Below are 15,008 nucleotides of genomic sequence, written 5' to 3'. Positions count from 1 at the left end.
ATAAGGTAACGCTGTTAAGTATCTTGTTTATTCAGCCGCCTCTGACAGAATAGTCAGCAGTTGGCAGGAAGCCAGAGGATTGAAGATAGCGTCAGGATACGTCATGCCAGGAGGCGGGAACGTAACGGAGTTTACGTCACACGGAAGGCTTCAGGATGAAGCAGGACACTCAGGAAAGAGTCAGGGACACCTCCAGGAAGGAGAACGAGAGCCGCACATGATGCGCGGTGGGCCCGGAAGCCAAAGGAATTATCGGGATGATAAGCGCAGGATAGCGCGCAGGAAAAGTTGTCACGGATGAGCAGGGAGCATCAAAGTAGCGGGAAAGCTGCAAACGAACCGGGAGCACTGTTTTAACAGTGCTCCCTTTTTTTGCGCGCGCGTTCGGCGGTGGTATGCTTGCCGCCCCAATTTACCGCTCGCTGGAGGTGGCGTATGACCCTTTTACTGTTACAACGGCTGGAGCAGCTTGAAGCGCTGCTGCGCGATCACCATCACTGGCAGGAGACGCCCCCGTCCGCCAGCGCGCTCGCCAGCAGCCAGCCTTTCTGTCTCGACACGCTGGAGCCGCTTGAGTGGCTGCAGTGGGTTCTTATCCCGCGCATGCGGGCGCTTATTGCCGCGCAGCAGCCGCTGCCGCAAAATTTCGCTATCGCCCCCTATTTTGAAGTCGCGCTGACCGCTGCTACGCCGGGCCATGGGCCGATCCTGCATAGCCTGACGCAGCTCGATGCGCTGTTTATGGACGATCGCGCCTGATGCTGGAGATTATCTATCAGGATGAGTGGCTGGTGGCGGTCAACAAGCCCGCCGGCTGGCTGGTGCATCGCAGCTGGCTGGATCGCAAAGAAAAAGTGGTGGTCATGCAGACGGTGCGCGATCAGATAGGCCAGCACGTCTTTACCGCGCATCGCCTCGATCGCCCGACCTCGGGCGTGCTGCTGATGGGCCTCTCCAGCGAAGTGGGGCGCCTGCTGTCGCAGCAGTTTGAGCATCATCAGATGCAGAAAACCTATCACGCGGTAACGCGCGGCTGGCTGCAGGAGAGCGGCACGCTCGACTACCCGCTGGTAGAGGAGCTGGACAAGATCGCCGATAAATTCGCCACGGAAGCGCGTGCGCCGCAGCCGGCGGTGACCGACTATCAGGCGCTCGCCTGGGCGGAGATGCCGGTGGCTATCGGGCGCTATCCGAGCGCGCGCTACAGCCTGATGCAGCTCTCGCCGCGCACGGGCCGCAAGCACCAGCTGCGCCGCCATATGGCGCACCTGCGCCACCCGATTATCGGCGATACCACCCACGGCGATCTGCGGCAGAATCGCGGCGCGGCGCAGCATTTCGGTGCCGACCGCCTGATGCTGCACGCCAGCAGCCTGGCGCTGACGCACCCGGTGACCGGCGAACCGCTGGTGATCCGCGCCGGCCTGGACGGGATATGGCGCGGGCTGGCCGACGCGTTTGGCTGGCAGGCGGCGTTCGCCGCCGCAGGACTTGAGTTTGCCGACGCGGCAGGCGAGGATAGCAGCTCAGCTTAAGGAGCAGGCACATGGCGAAGATTGGCATTTTTGTAGGTACGGTATACGGTAACGCGCTGCTGGTGGCGGAAGAGGCGCAGCCGATTTTACAGGCGCAGGGGCACGACGTGGCGGTTTATGACGATCCGACCTTAGCGCAGTGGCAGGGCTACAGCAGCGATGTCGCGCTGGTGATCACCTCGACCACCGGGCAGGGCAATTTCCCGGACAATATCGCCGCGCTCTATCACGACGTGAAAGATAAGCTGGGCTATCAGCCGACGCTGCGTTACGGCGTGATCGCGCTGGGCGACAGCAGCTACGACCACTTTTGCGGCGCGGGCAAAACCTTTGACGCGCTGTTGCAGGAGCAGCACGCGCAGCGCGTCGGCGAGGTGCTGCTGGTGGACGCTACCGAAGATCCTGAGCCGGAGACGGTCACGTCGCCCTGGGTTGAAGCCTGGGGAAAACAGCTTTGAGTTAACCGCGCCCCGCCGCAGCGCAGCGCGCCTCGCTGTCAGGTCACCGGCGCCGGATTGAACACCGCCAGCTGGTTGCGAATGCCCCAGCGATCTGACCAGGTTTGCTGGCGGCCGCTGGCGATGTCCAGTATCAAGTGAAAGAGCCGCCAGCCGACCTGCTCAATGGTCTCTTCTCCCGTGGCGATAGTGCCGGCGTTAATATCCATTAAATCGTGCCAGCGATCGGCCAGCGCGTTGCGCGTCGCCATCTTGATCACCGGAATCGCCGCCAGTCCGTAAGGGGTGCCGCGTCCGGTGGTAAAGACCTGCAGCGTAATCCCCGACGCCATCTGCTGCGTGCCGCAGACGAAATCGCTGGCGGGAGTAGCGGCGTAGATCAGGCCGCGCCGCGTCGGCCGCTGGCCGGGCGACAGCACTTCGACAATCGCGCTGCGGCCCGATTTGGCGATCGATCCCAGCGCTTTTTCCACCACGTTCGCCAGCCCGCCTTTTTTATTGCCGGGCGAGGGGTTGGCGCTGCGGTCAGTCTGGCCCTGATCGAGATAGTCGTCATACCACGCCATCTCCTCCAGCAGCCGCCTGCCGACCTCTTCATTAATAACGCGCGGCGTCAGCAGATGGATAGCGTCGCGCACTTCTGTCACTTCGGAAAACATCACCGTCGCGCCGCAGCGCACCAGCAGATCGGAGGCGAAGCCCACGGCGGGATTGGCGGTGACGCCGGAAAAGGCGTCGCTGCCGCCGCACTGCGTGCCGACGATCAGCGCGGAGGCGGGACAGGTTTCACGCTGGCGGCGGTTGAGTCGCTCAAGGTGCCTTTTCGCCACGCTGAGGATCTCCTCCACCATCGCGCCGAAGCCGATATGGCGCTCATCCTGCAGGCGCACAATATCGCTTTCGTCGAGTGAAATCGCCTGCACGTCGGGGGTGCCGGTCAGCAGACGATCCGGCTGCAGCTTCTCGCAGCCGAGGCTCACTACCATGATTTCGCCGCCGAAGTTAGCGTTCAGCGCCAGGTTATGAATAGTGCGAATCGGCACCACCGCCGCCGGCGCGTTAATCGCCACGCCGCAGCCGTACAGGTGGTTTAGCGCCACGACGCCATCGACGTTCGGATAGTTCGGCAGCAGGTCGCGTTCGATAATCTGCACCACGTAGTCCACCACGCCCGCCACGCAGTGTACGCTGGTGGTAATGCCGAGCAGGTTGCGCGTGCCGACGCTGCCGTCCGCGTTGCGGTAGCCTTCAAAGGTGTAGCCCTCCAGCGGCGGCAGCTCGGGCGGCACGTTGGTCGCCAGCGGCAGGCTGGCGAGCGGCGGCGCTTCAGGCAGCATAACCAGCGACTCGTCGATCCAGCTCCCCTGGGCGATATCGCGCAGCGCATAGCCGATCGTTTCGCCATAGCGGAGGATGGCCGCCCCCTGCGGAATCGCGGCGAGGGCGACTTTATGCCCTTGCGGAACATGTTCCGTCAGCGTCAGCCCATCGGGAAAGGTGGTGCCTGCCGGCAGGCCCTGGCTATTGACCACGATAGCGACATTGTCATCTTCATGGACTTTGATACAGAGCGGCGGCTCATTCAGAATTCGGTTCATCGCTCACCTTCCAGTCATGCATACGCGAATAATGATTAATCCCGTGCCCGAGCAGGCTTTGTCAGCAGCCGGGCGCGCCGTACGTGGCGGCGCATTATCGTTCTTCATGACGCACATCAGATTTGCCAGCCTTAGTATATGAACCCCGGTTGTCGCCCGCATTGTGCAACTGACCGGCATTTGCGCGCATTTACGCTGCTTTTTGGTTCGCTTCTCCAAAAGCAAGTGAAGAGTCTCACAAAGGCGTCCGCCGCTGCTTAATAAATCGCCATTACTGGCTGAAAAAAGCGGGTTCCGTGAGGCGCGCCGCAGTCGGCTGTGCAACTGCCAGACAATGCGTGTCCCAGAGGCTTAATTGTCAGGCGTTCTTCCAGTGCCTCCGCCTGTTGTCATTCCTATACTGGCTTTCGTTATTCGACGTTAGGTTATTCGTCACGACGCACTATCGGTTTGCCCCTATAAAAAATCGCCGTGTTTAACCCGACTTCTCTCTGATACCCAACGCGATGTGTATGCAGTCAGAGCGAATGTAGCGAACGCTATATTTCAGGAGTGCATCATGAATAGTTACAGCCAGACGGCGGAAGCGGTGCAGAAGCGCACCAACGCCCGCTACTGGATCGTGGTGATGTTGTTTATCGTCACCTCGTTCAACTACGGCGACCGCGCCACCATTTCCATCGCCGGCTCCGCCATGTCGAAAGATATCGGCCTGGACTCGGTGGGACTCGGCTATATCTTCTCGGCGTTCTCCTGGGCCTATGTTATCGGCCAGATCCCGGGCGGCTGGCTGCTGGACCGCTTCGGCTCTAAACGCGTCTACTTCTGGAGCATCTTTACCTGGTCGCTCTTTACGCTGCTGCAGGGCTTTGTCGATATCTTCAGCGGCTTCGGCATTGTCGTTTCGCTGTTTCTGCTGCGCTTTATGGTCGGCCTGGCCGAGGCCCCTTCGTTTCCCGGCAACAGCCGCATCGTTGCCGCCTGGTTCCCGGCGCAGGAGCGCGGCACCGCGGTGGCGATTTTCAACTCCGCGCAATATTTCGCCACGGTTATTTTTGCGCCGATTATGGGCTGGCTGGTGGCCGAAGTGGGCTGGGCGCACGTGTTCTGGTTTATGGGCGGTCTCGGCATCATTCTCAGCTTTATCTGGCTGAAAGTGATCCACGATCCAAACGACCATCCCGGCGTGAACAAAGCCGAGCTGGAGTATATGGAGCAGGGCGGCGCGCTGATCAATATGGACGCGAAAAAGACGCAGCAGAAAGTGAGCTGGGATGAGAAGTGGTTCCAGATCAGACAGCTACTCTCCTCGCGCATGATGCTGGGTATCTATCTCGGCCAGTACTGCGTCAACGCGCTCACCTATTTCTTTATCACCTGGTTTCCGGTCTATCTGGTGCAGGCGCGCGGCATGTCGATTCTGAAAGCGGGGATGATCGCCTCGATTCCGGCGGTGTGCGGCTTCCTCGGCGGGGTGCTGGGCGGCGTTATTTCCGATTACCTGATGCGGAAAACCGGCTCGCTCAATATTGCGCGCAAAACGCCTATCGTGCTCGGCATGCTGCTCTCGATCAGCATGGTGATGTGTAACTACAGCGATACCGAATGGGTGGTGGTGTTCTTTATGGCGCTCGCCTTCTTCGGCAAAGGCATCGGCGCGCTGGGCTGGGCGGTAATGGCGGACACCGCGCCGAAAGAGATCAGCGGCCTGAGCGGCGGCCTGTTCAATATGTTCGGCAACTTATCCGGCATCGTTACGCCTATCGCTATCGGCTATATCATCGCCAGCAGCGGCTCGTTTGAAGGGGCGCTGATCTATGTCGGCATCCATGCGTTCGTCGCCGCGTTCAGCTTCCTGGTGATTGCAGGCGATATCAAACGTATCGAACTGAAACCGCGCGGATAAGGAGAAAGTATGTCTACGCAAAGCTCGCCGATCGTCACCCGCATGCAGGTGGTCCCGGTCGCCGGATATGACAGCATGCTGCTGAATATCGGCGGCGCGCATAACGCCTGCTTTACCCGCAATATCGTCGTGCTGACCGACAGCGCGGGGCATACCGGCGTCGGCGAAGCGCCCGGCGGTGACACCATCTACCAGACGCTGGTCGAGGCGATCCCGCAGGTCGAGGGGCAGCAGGTGGCGCGCATGAACCGGCTGGTGCAGCAGGTGCACAAAGGCAACCAGTCGGCCGACTTCGATACCTTCGGCAAGGGTGCCTGGACCTTTGAACTGCGCGTCAACGCGGTCGCCGCGCTGGAGGCGGCGCTGCTCGATCTGCTTGGCCAGTGCCTCGGCGTGCCGGTGGCGGAGCTGCTTGGCCCCGGCCAGCAGCGCGACGAGGTAACGGTGCTCGGCTATCTCTTCTATATCGGCGACCGCCGCAAAACCGATCTGCCCTACCTGAGCGGGGAGAGCGGCGACCACGACTGGTATCGCCTGCGTCATCAGGAGGCGCTGACGCCGCAAGCGGTAGTGCGCCTGGCCGAGGCGGCGCAGGACAAATATGGCTTTAAGGATTTCAAACTCAAAGGCGGCGTGCTGCCGGGCGAACAGGAGATGGAATCCGCAGCGGCGCTGAAACGGCGCTTTCCCGAGGCGCGCATTACCGTCGATCCCAACGGGGCCTGGCATCTGGACGAGGCGATCCGCCTCTGCAAAGGCATGGGGGAGGTGCTGACCTACGCCGAAGATCCGTGTGGCGCGGAGCAGGGCTATTCCGGCCGCGAGGTGATGGCGGAGTTCCGCCGCGCTACCGGGCTGCCGGTCGCCACCAATATGATCGCCACCAACTGGCGCGAGATGAACCATGCGGTGATGCTCAACGCGGTCGATATTCCGCTGGCCGATCCGCACTTCTGGACGCTGAGCGGCGCGGTGCGCGTGGCGCAGCTCTGCGACGAGTGGGGGCTTACCTGGGGCTGCCACTCCAATAACCACTTCGATATTTCGCTGGCGATGTTCACCCACGTCGGCGCCGCTGCGCCGGGCAATCCGACCGCGCTCGATACCCACTGGATCTGGCAGGAGGGCGACCAGCGCCTGACCAAAGAGCCGCTGCAGATCCGCAACGGTAAAATCGCCGTTCCCGACGCGCCGGGGCTGGGCGTCGAGCTGGACTGGGATCGGCTGCGCCAGGCCAACGACCTCTATAACTCGCTGCCGGCGGGCGCGCGTAACGACGCCACCGCCATGCAGTATTTGATTCCCGGTTGGACGTTCGACCGCAAGCGCCCGGCATTCGGCCGCGCCACAGTGTAAGGAGCAGGAGATGAGTTCGACACCAAAAGTCACAGCGATGCAGGTTATTCCGGTAGCCGGATATGACAGCATGTTGCTCAACCTGAGCGGCGCACACGCGCCTTTTTTCACCCGAAATATCGTCATTATTAAGGATAACGCGGGCCATACCGGCGTAGGCGAAATCCCCGGCGGCGAGCGGATCCGCCAGACGCTGGAAGAGGCGGCGGCGCTGGTGATCGGCAAAACGGTCGGCGAGTATAAAAACGTTCTTAGCCTGGTGCGCAGCACCTTCGCTGACCGCGACGCATCGGGACGCGGCAGCCAGACCTTTGACCTGCGCACCACGATCCACGTCGTCACCGGCATTGAGGCGGCGCTGCTCGACCTGCTGGGCCAGCATCTGCAGGTGAACGTCGCCACGCTGCTGGGTGACGGGCAGCAGCGCGACCGCGTCGAGATGCTCGGCTACCTGTTCTACATCGGCGACCGTAAGAAAACCGCGCTGCCCTATCAGAGCCAGGAGGATGAGCGCTGCGACTGGTATCGCCTGCGCCACGAAGAGGCGCTGACGCCAGAGGCCGTGGTGCGGCTGGCCGAGGCGGCATACGACAAGTACGGCTTTAACGACTTCAAGCTCAAGGGCGGCGTACTGCGCGGCGGCGAAGAGGCGGAAGCGGTGACGGCGCTGGCGAAGCGCTTCCCGGAGGCGCGCATTACGCTCGATCCCAACGGCGCCTGGTCGCTGAACGAGGCGATCCTGCTCGGCAAGCAGCTGAAAGGGGTGCTGGCCTATGCGGAAGATCCGTGCGGCGCCGAGCAGGGTTATTCGGGACGCGAAGTGATGGCGGAGTTCCGCCGCGCCACCGGGCTGCCGACCGCCACCAATATGATCGCCACCGACTGGCGGCAGATGGGCCATACGCTGTCGCTGCAGTCGGTGGATATTCCGCTGGCCGATCCGCACTTCTGGACCATGCAGGGCTCGGTGCGCGTGGCGCAGATGTGTCACGACTTCGGCCTGACCTGGGGCTCGCACTCCAACAACCACTTTGACGTCTCGCTGGCGATGTTCACCCACGTCGCGGCCGCCGCGCCGGGCGCCATCACCGCTATCGATACCCACTGGATCTGGCAGGAAGGCAACCAGCGCCTGACCAAAGAGCCGCTGCAGATCAAAGGCGGCATGGTGCAGGTGCCGCAGAAGCCAGGGCTGGGCGTCGAGCTGGATATGGATCAGGTGATGCAGGCCAACGCGCTCTATCAAAAACATGGGCTGGGCGCGCGCGACGATGCGCAGGCGATGCAGTTCCTTGTGCCGAACTGGACCTTCGACAATAAACGTCCCTGTCTGGTGCGCTAATTTTTGCGCTCCCGGCTGGGAGCGCCGTAACGGGAGAAGAGATGATGAGTAACAGAGCCTGGCCGAACACGTTTCGCCGTCGCCTGCTGGCAGGCGAAACCCTGATTGGCAGCTGGTGCGCGCTGGCCAACCCTATTACCACCGAAGTGCTCGGCCTGGCCGGTTTCGACTGGCTGGTGCTGGACGGCGAACATGCCCCCAACGATATCACCACCTTTGTGCCGCAGCTGATGGCGCTCAAGGGCAGCGTCAGCGCGCCGGTGGTGCGTCCGCCCTGCAACGAGCCGGTGATTATCAAGCGCCTGCTCGATATTGGTTTCTACAACTTTCTGATCCCGTTTGTGGAAACGGAAGAGGAGGCGCTGCGCGCCGTGGCCTCGACCCGCTATCCGCCCGCCGGCATTCGCGGCGTCTCGGTGTCGCACCGCAGCAATATGTACGGCACGCTGCCGGATTACAACGCCACGGTAAACGACAATATTACGCTGCTGGTGCAGATCGAAACCCAGCAGGCGGTCGACAACATCGACGCTATCGCCGCGGTTGACGGCGTTGACGGCATCTTTGTCGGGCCGGGGGATCTCTCCGCCGCGCTGGGCTATCTCGGCCAGCCTGCCCACCCGGAGGTGCTGAAGGTGATCAAGCATATCTTCGAGCGCGCCAGCGCGGCAGGCAAGCCGAGCGGCATCCTGGCACCGGTCGAGGCGGACGCGCGCCGCTATCTTGAATGGGGCGCCAGCTTTGTTGCCGTAGGCAGCGATTTAGGGGTTTTCCGCAACGCCACTCAGGCGCTGTGCGACAAATTTAAGCTGTAACTGACAGAGAGGAAAGGCAATGAAAATTGGATTTATCGGCCTCGGCATTATGGGCAAACCAATGAGTAAAAACCTGGTGAAAGCCGGTTACTCGCTGGTGGTGCGCGACCACAACGCCAGCAACGAGGCGGAATTGACCGCGCTGGGCGCGACCGTGGCGAGATCGCCAAAAGAGGTGGCGGAGCAGGTTGACGTGGTGATCACCATGGTGCCCAACTCACCGCAGGTGAAAGAGGTGTGCCTGGGCGAAAACGGCATTATCGACGGCGCGAAGCCGGGGCTGATTGTTATCGATATGAGCTCTATCGCGCCGCTCGCCAGCCGTGAGGTGCATGACGCGCTGGCGGAGAAGGGAATTAAGATGCTCGACGCGCCGGTGAGCGGCGGCGAGCCGAAAGCGATCGAAGGCACGCTCTCCGTGATGGTGGGCGGTGACAAAGAGACCTTCGACCGCTGCTACGACATTATGAAGGCGATGGCGGGATCGGTGGTACACACCGGCGATATCGGCGCGGGCAACGTCACCAAGCTGGCGAACCAGGTCATCGTAGCGCTCAATATCGCGGCGATGTCGGAAGCGCTGTCGCTGGCGACGAAAGCGGGCGTCAATCCTGAGCTGGTCTATCAGGCGATCCGCGGCGGCCTGGCGGGCAGCACCGTGCTCGACGCCAAAGCGCCGATGGTGCTGGATCGCAACTTCAAGCCGGGCTTCCGCATCGACCTGCATATCAAGGATCTGGCGAACGCGCTCGATACTTCGCACGGCATCGGCGCCCATCTTCCGCTCACCGCCGCAGTGATGGAGATGATGCAGGCGCTGCGCAACGACGGGCAGGGCAACGCCGACCACAGCGCGCTGGCCTGCTATTATGAAAAATTAGCCAAAGTTGAGATAACCCGTTAACGCGTTGCGGCGGTCGGCGCGGCCGCCGCAGCGCGCCATCAGGGATGATGAATCGTCTATCAACAGCGCCTGGATTGCCTATGAAAATCGTAATCGCACCGGATTCATACAAAGAGAGTTTATCCGCCTCAGGCGTGGCAACCGCGATTGAAGCGGGCTTCCGCGAGATTTTTCCTGACGCCACCTACGTAAAGATACCGGTTGCCGACGGCGGCGAAGGCACGGTTGAGGCGATGGTAGCGGCGACGGCGGGGAGTATCGTTAACCTGCGCGTGACCGGACCGCTCGGCGCGCCGGTTGACGCCTTCTACGGCCTTTCCGGCGACGCGCGCACCGCCTTTATCGAAATGGCGGCCGCCAGCGGGCTGGAGCTGGTGCCCGCCGCGCAGCGCGATCCCCTGACCACCACCTCGTACGGCACCGGCGAACTGATCAAGAGCGCGCTGGACAAGGGCGTCGGGCATATCATTATCGGCATCGGCGGCAGCGCCACCAACGACGGTGGCGCGGGCATGATGCAGGCGCTGGGCGCGCAGCTGCTGGATGCCCAGGGGAGCGAGATCGGCTTCGGCGGCGGCGCGCTGCCGGCGCTGGCGAAGATCGATATCAGCGGGCTGGACGCGCGCGTGCGGCAGTGCCGTTTCGAAGTGGCGTGCGACGTCACCAACCCGCTGACCGGCCACGACGGCGCATCGGCCATCTTCGGCCCGCAAAAAGGGGCGACGCCGCAGCTGGTCAGGCAGCTGGACAGCGCGCTGGCGCACTACGCGGCGATTATTCAGCGCGATCTCGATATCGACGTGCTGCATATTCCCGGCGGCGGCGCGGCGGGCGGCATGGGCGCGGCGCTGCATGCCTTCTGCCAGGCGGATCTGCGGCGCGGCATCGAGATTGTCACCGAGGCGCTGGGGCTGGCGGAGCAGGTCAGAGACGCCTCGCTGGTGATCACTGGCGAAGGACGCATCGACAGCCAGAGCATCAACGGCAAGGTGCCGATTGGCGTGGCGCAGGTGGCGAAACAGTTTAACAAGCCGGTGATTGGCATTGCCGGCAGCCTGACGGCGGACGTTGGCGTCGTGCATCAGCACGGTCTGGACGCGGTATTCAGCGTGCTTTACAGCATCTGTACGCTGGAGGAGGCGCTGGCAAACGCGGAAACCAATCTGCGGCTGGCGGCGAGAAATATCGCGGCGACGCTGAAGGTCGGCGGCGCACTACAGTAAAAAAGCGGCCTTCAGGCCGCTTTCTGTTTTACTTCTTATACTTCGCTTCCAGCGTGGCGAACCAGGGCGCGACGAAATCGTTGTTGCCGCCCCAGCCGGGCACAATCTTATTCAGCGACGCGACGTTGATCGCCCCCTGCTGGCTATTCAGCTGCTGCTGAGAGATCGACGCGCCTTTGAAATCGTAGGTGGCGGGCGTGGTTTCACCGGCGATCTTGTTCGCCACCAGACGCATATTTACCGCGCCGATGGTTTTCGGATCGACCGCCACGGTCTGCACCCACGGGCTGTTTTTCTCACGCATCAGCTGCAGATCCTGATTAGAGACGTCAATGCTGTAGAGTTTGATCTCGGTGCGGCCGTTCTCCTGCAGCGCCTTATAGGCGCCCTGACTGAAGGCGTCCCACGCGCCCCAGATCGCGTCGATCTTGCCTTTCGGATACTTCGCCAGGATCGCGCCGATCTTGTTGGCGGTATCGCCCTGCACGTCAGAAGAGACCGCGCCGATCGACTCCAGCTGATGAATGCCGGGGTTCTCCTTCAGCAGCTTCTCATAGACCACCTGACGGCGCTCCATCGCCGGAAAGCCAGCTACCCACAGCTTGACGATATTCGCCTTGCCGTTGAAGTCTTTGATCAGCTGGCCAAGCGACGACTGCGCCAGCGAGGCGTCATCCTGCGCGGTGACGGTCACGCCGGGGAGCGGCGTATCAACCGGCGTATCGAACACCGAGACTTTAATACCGGCGTCGGCGACGCGCTTCACCAGACCGCTGGCGTAGGGCGCTTTGCCGTGGGACAGAATAATGCCGTCATACTTCTGGCTAATCGCCTGATTAACGAAGTCCTGAAAGCGTGCGTCGTCGCCGTTGCTGAGGAAGGTGCTGACCTTAAAGCCCAGCTTGCGGCCCTCCTGAATGGCGCCGGCGACAAACTGCGTGGTGTTGTCGTCAGAGCCCAGGTTGCGGATCACCGCGATGCGCACCGGCCCCTGGTGATTCGCGATGGGGGCCGGCACCGGCACAAGGGTATCGGCGAAGGCGCTGGCGGAGAGCAGGCTGACGGTCAGCAGAGAGAGCGTTATTTTTTTCATTGTCATTTCCCGGTTAATCAGCGTTAGCGGCGCTGAACGTAGGTCATTGCCAGTGCCAGAGCCAGCACCAGTCCTTTAATAATATCCATGGCGTAGTAGGGGACAGAGAGCATCACCAGGCCATTTTGCAGCACGCCGAGCAGCACCGCGCCCACCAGCGTGCCGAGCGCGTTAGGCTTGCCGGCACCCGCCAGCGACAGGCCGATCCAGGCGGCCGCCACGGCGTCCATCAGGTAACCTCCGCCCGCATTCACCTGCGATGAGCCGATGCGCGACGCCAGCAGAATGCCGCCCAGGCCCGCCAGCAGCGAGGCGATGACATAGGCGAGCACGCGATAGCGGGTGGTGCGGATGCCGGAGAGGCGCGCCGCTTCAGGGTTGCCGCCCAGCGCGTACATGCGGCGGCCGTGGGTGGTCAGCGACAGCGCCAGCTGCGCCGCCGCCGTCACCACCAGCATAATAATGACGATCACCGGCACCTGGCCGAGCAGGCCAAAGCCCGCCGGGATCGTGCCTTCCGCCATATCGCCGCTCGGCATCACCATATTTTCCGTGATGGAACCGCCGAAGCTGTAGGTCATCGCCACGCCCTGGATAATAAACAGCGTGGCGAGGGTCGCCAGCATATCGGGAATGCGCAGAATGACGATCAGAAAGGCGTTGAACAGGCCGATCAGCGTACAGAGCGCCAGGGTCAGCGCAATCGCCTCAACGCTGTTCATGCCGTACCAGACGAACAGCGAGATCACCAGCGCGTTGGCCAGCGAGGCGGTGGAGCCAACCGAGAGATCGAAGCCGCCGACGGTCAGCGACACCGACACGCCCACGGCGATCACCGTCACGATGGCGATGGATCGCAGGATATTGATGATATTGTTCGGTTCCAGAAAACTCTCTGAGGCGAGGCCAAAGCCGGCAATCAGCAGGGCGACCGTGATTAGCATCCCCCACTTATAGAAGAAGTCGAACAGTCGATGGCGCAGCGGCGTCGCCGCGGTCAGGGTAATCTCTTTGCTGCTCACGCAGGGGTTCCTCCAGTGGAATAGAGCAAAAGCGTCTCTTCGGTGGCCGCGCGCCCGTCCAGCTCGGCCACGATGCGCCCGTCCCAGAGCACGCAAATTCTGTCGCACAGCCCGACCAGCTCGGCAAACTCGCCAGAGGCGTAGATCACACCTTTGCCCTCCTGCGCCAGATCGCTGATTAAACGGAACAGTTCGGTTTTCGCCTTGATGTCGACGCCTTTGGTTGGCTCATCAAAAATCAGCACGTCAGCGTGGTTGCGCAGCCACTTGCCGATGGCGACTTTTTGCTGGTTGCCGCCGGAGAGGCGGCGCAGCGGCTGCGCCGGGCCGGTGGTGCGCACGTTCAGGCGCTGAATAACCTCTTCCGCCCAGCGCCACGCCTGACGGTGGCCGAACAGGCTCCAGCGCGAAAAGCTGTTGTCGGCGCTGACGCTGAGGTTCATCGCCACCGGCTCGTCGATAAAAATGCCCTCTTTGCGCCGCTCTTCCGGCACCAGCGCCATGCGTCGGCTCACCGAATCGTGCGGCGAGCGCGGCCGCCACGGCCTGCCGTGCAGCTCGCCGCGCGTTACGCGGCTTTTGCTGGCGCCGAACAGCGCCTTGCACAGCTCGGTTTTACCCGCGCCCGCCAGCCCGGCGATGCCGAGGATCTCTCCCTGATGCAGCCGCAGCGAAATATCCTGCAGCAGCCGGTCGTCGTGCAGGCCCTCTACCGCCAGCAGCAGCGGCTGCGCGCTGGCGGGACGGCGCGGCGGATAGATATCGGTCAGCTGATGGCCGAGCATCTTCTCAACGATCTGCTCGCCGCTGAGCGCCGCCATCGGGCCGCTCTCGATCAGGCGACCGTCGCGCAGCACCGTCAGGCGATCGCAGATCGCCTTCAGCTCATGGATGCGGTGTGAGATAAACACCACGCCGATGCCGCTGTTTTGCAGGCGGCGCACCACGGCGAACAGCCGCTCGCTCTCATGCTGGTCGAGCGGGGCGGTCGGTTCATCCAGGATCAGAAAGCGGCAGTGGTGCGACAGCGCGCGCGCCAGCAAAATCTGCTGCTTCTCCGCCAGCGTGCAGCGCTCCACCAGCTGCCTGACGTCGATATTCGCCTCAAGCTGCGCCAGCAGGGCGCGCGCCTGGCGGCGGATAGCGCGCCAGCGAAAGCCGTGCCCCGGTTCGGCCAGCCGATCCAGCAGGATGTTTTCCGCCACGCTCAGCTGGGGCACCAGCGCCACATCCACTTCCTGCTGCACCAGATGAATGCCGAGCCGTTTCGCGTCGCGCGGGCTGCGTATCGAGACCGGCGCGCCGTCCAGCAGGATTTCGCCGCTGTAGTGGCTGTGCGCACCCGACAGCACCGCCATCAGCGTCGATTTGCCCGCGCCGTTAGCGCCGGTCAGCGCGTGAACCGAGTGGCCTTCCGTGACGAAATCTACCTGCGTCAGCGCGGCAAATCCGCCGAATGCGAGCGAGATATTGCGCATCTCAAGGCGGTTTAAGGCACTCATCAGCTGAAGCTCCCCTGTGACTGGCTGGCCGCAATTTTTTCCTGAAGTCTCAGGCGCGGCAACAGCCGAAAGCGCATAAGCTAGCACGAAATCTTATTAGCCATCCAGACATCTGGATAGTTTGGCGGCTAAAGCTGGCTCGCCAGATAACTCTGGTGTTTTACAGCGGGGAACTCAGTGAAAAGCGGTGTTTTATGCTGGCGCGGCGCGGGCATAAAAAAACCAGGCCGGAGCCTGGTTTATCGAACTATGCC

The 15,008-nt window shown here is 62.3% G+C and carries 13 protein-coding genes; 9 read left to right on the top strand and 4 right to left on the bottom strand.

Annotation, left to right across the window (positions count from 1 at the left end):
* Positions 1-435 precede the first annotated feature (435 nt).
* The 3 genes from LB453_RS17885 to LB453_RS17875 are packed head-to-tail and all read left to right on the top strand — an operon-like array spanning position 436 to position 1,993.
* Positions 436-759, top strand: coding sequence for a YqcC family protein (locus LB453_RS17885; RefSeq protein WP_103795202.1), 324 nt, complete (start codon positions 436-438; stop codon positions 757-759).
* Positions 759-1,535 carry a tRNA pseudouridine(65) synthase TruC gene (gene truC / locus LB453_RS17880; RefSeq protein WP_103795201.1) on the top strand — a complete coding sequence of 259 codons (777 nt, stop codon included), beginning with the start codon at positions 759-761 and terminating at the stop codon, positions 1,533-1,535. Before LB453_RS17885 ends, truC begins: the two co-directional genes overlap by 1 nt.
* 11 nt (positions 1,536-1,546) lie before the next feature.
* The gene (locus LB453_RS17875) at positions 1,547-1,993 is read left to right on the top strand and encodes a flavodoxin (RefSeq protein WP_103795200.1); all 447 of its coding nucleotides are present in this window, start codon (positions 1,547-1,549) and stop codon (positions 1,991-1,993) included.
* A 38-nt stretch (positions 1,994-2,031) separates the two neighbouring features.
* Here the strand turns inward: LB453_RS17875 and garD are convergent, their stop codons facing one another.
* Positions 2,032-3,591 carry a galactarate dehydratase gene (gene garD / locus LB453_RS17870; protein ID WP_103795199.1) on the bottom strand — a complete coding sequence of 520 codons (1,560 nt, stop codon included), beginning with the start codon at positions 3,589-3,591 and terminating at the stop codon, positions 2,032-2,034.
* A 559-nt stretch (positions 3,592-4,150) separates the two neighbouring features.
* Here garD and LB453_RS17865 point away from each other — a divergent pair.
* The 6 genes from LB453_RS17865 (at position 4,151) to LB453_RS17840 (ending at position 11,137) form a co-directional block, all read left to right on the top strand.
* The gene (locus LB453_RS17865) at positions 4,151-5,497 is read left to right on the top strand and encodes an MFS transporter (protein ID WP_103795198.1); all 1,347 of its coding nucleotides are present in this window, start codon (positions 4,151-4,153) and stop codon (positions 5,495-5,497) included.
* 9 nt (positions 5,498-5,506) lie between these two features.
* Positions 5,507-6,853, top strand: coding sequence for an enolase C-terminal domain-like protein (locus LB453_RS17860; RefSeq protein ID WP_103795197.1), 1,347 nt, complete (start codon positions 5,507-5,509; stop codon positions 6,851-6,853).
* 10 nt (positions 6,854-6,863) lie between these two features.
* A complete protein-coding gene (gene gudD / locus LB453_RS17855; protein ID WP_103795196.1) occupies positions 6,864-8,195 on the top strand; it encodes a glucarate dehydratase in 1,332 nt (443 codons plus the stop codon).
* A gap of 44 nt (positions 8,196-8,239) precedes the next feature.
* Complete coding sequence (gene garL, locus LB453_RS17850; protein WP_103795195.1) at positions 8,240-9,010, top strand: 2-dehydro-3-deoxyglucarate aldolase; 771 nt, start codon at positions 8,240-8,242, stop codon at positions 9,008-9,010.
* Between the two features lie 19 nt (positions 9,011-9,029).
* A complete protein-coding gene (gene garR / locus LB453_RS17845) occupies positions 9,030-9,914 on the top strand; it encodes a 2-hydroxy-3-oxopropionate reductase (RefSeq protein ID WP_103795194.1) in 885 nt (294 codons plus the stop codon).
* 80 nt (positions 9,915-9,994) lie between these two features.
* A complete protein-coding gene (locus tag LB453_RS17840) occupies positions 9,995-11,137 on the top strand; it encodes a glycerate kinase (protein WP_103795193.1) in 1,143 nt (380 codons plus the stop codon).
* Between the two features lie 28 nt (positions 11,138-11,165).
* On the opposite strand, the gene LB453_RS17835 is transcribed toward LB453_RS17840, so the two are convergent.
* Genes LB453_RS17835 through LB453_RS17825 form a run of 3 tightly spaced genes read right to left on the bottom strand, consistent with a single transcriptional unit; the run spans position 11,166 to position 14,754 of the window.
* Entirely contained in the window at positions 11,166-12,230 is a 1,065-nt protein-coding gene (locus tag LB453_RS17835; protein ID WP_103795192.1) for a sugar ABC transporter substrate-binding protein, read from the bottom strand.
* Positions 12,231-12,253: 23 nt separating this feature from the next.
* Positions 12,254-13,252 carry an ABC transporter permease gene (locus LB453_RS17830; RefSeq protein WP_103795191.1) on the bottom strand — a complete coding sequence of 333 codons (999 nt, stop codon included), beginning with the start codon at positions 13,250-13,252 and terminating at the stop codon, positions 12,254-12,256.
* Positions 13,249-14,754, bottom strand: coding sequence for a sugar ABC transporter ATP-binding protein (locus LB453_RS17825; RefSeq protein ID WP_103795190.1), 1,506 nt, complete (start codon positions 14,752-14,754; stop codon positions 13,249-13,251). The genes LB453_RS17830 and LB453_RS17825 overlap by 4 nt, the downstream gene beginning before the upstream one ends.
* Positions 14,755-15,008: the final 254 nt, after the last annotated feature.

This window comes from Pantoea agglomerans (genome assembly GCF_020149765.1).
In the GTDB taxonomy this organism is placed as follows: domain Bacteria; phylum Pseudomonadota; class Gammaproteobacteria; order Enterobacterales; family Enterobacteriaceae; genus Pantoea; species Pantoea alvi.
Note: the sequence above shows the minus strand (reverse complement) of the source record. Positions and strands in the feature narration are given on the sequence as shown.

Coding starts and splice junctions, on each gene's coding strand:
- LB453_RS17885 (WP_103795202.1), top strand. CDS start 436: ATGACCCTTTTACTGTTACAACGGCTGGAGCAGCTTGAAGCGCTGCTG.
- truC (WP_103795201.1), top strand. CDS start 759: ATGCTGGAGATTATCTATCAGGATGAGTGGCTGGTGGCGGTCAACAAG.
- LB453_RS17875 (WP_103795200.1), top strand. CDS start 1,547: ATGGCGAAGATTGGCATTTTTGTAGGTACGGTATACGGTAACGCGCTG.
- garD (WP_103795199.1), bottom strand. CDS start 3,591: ATGAACCGAATTCTGAATGAGCCGCCGCTCTGTATCAAAGTCCATGAA.
- LB453_RS17865 (WP_103795198.1), top strand. CDS start 4,151: ATGAATAGTTACAGCCAGACGGCGGAAGCGGTGCAGAAGCGCACCAAC.
- LB453_RS17860 (WP_103795197.1), top strand. CDS start 5,507: ATGTCTACGCAAAGCTCGCCGATCGTCACCCGCATGCAGGTGGTCCCG.
- gudD (WP_103795196.1), top strand. CDS start 6,864: ATGAGTTCGACACCAAAAGTCACAGCGATGCAGGTTATTCCGGTAGCC.
- garL (WP_103795195.1), top strand. CDS start 8,240: ATGAGTAACAGAGCCTGGCCGAACACGTTTCGCCGTCGCCTGCTGGCA.
- garR (WP_103795194.1), top strand. CDS start 9,030: ATGAAAATTGGATTTATCGGCCTCGGCATTATGGGCAAACCAATGAGT.
- LB453_RS17840 (WP_103795193.1), top strand. CDS start 9,995: ATGAAAATCGTAATCGCACCGGATTCATACAAAGAGAGTTTATCCGCC.
- LB453_RS17835 (WP_103795192.1), bottom strand. CDS start 12,230: ATGAAAAAAATAACGCTCTCTCTGCTGACCGTCAGCCTGCTCTCCGCC.
- LB453_RS17825 (WP_103795190.1), bottom strand. CDS start 14,754: ATGAGTGCCTTAAACCGCCTTGAGATGCGCAATATCTCGCTCGCATTC.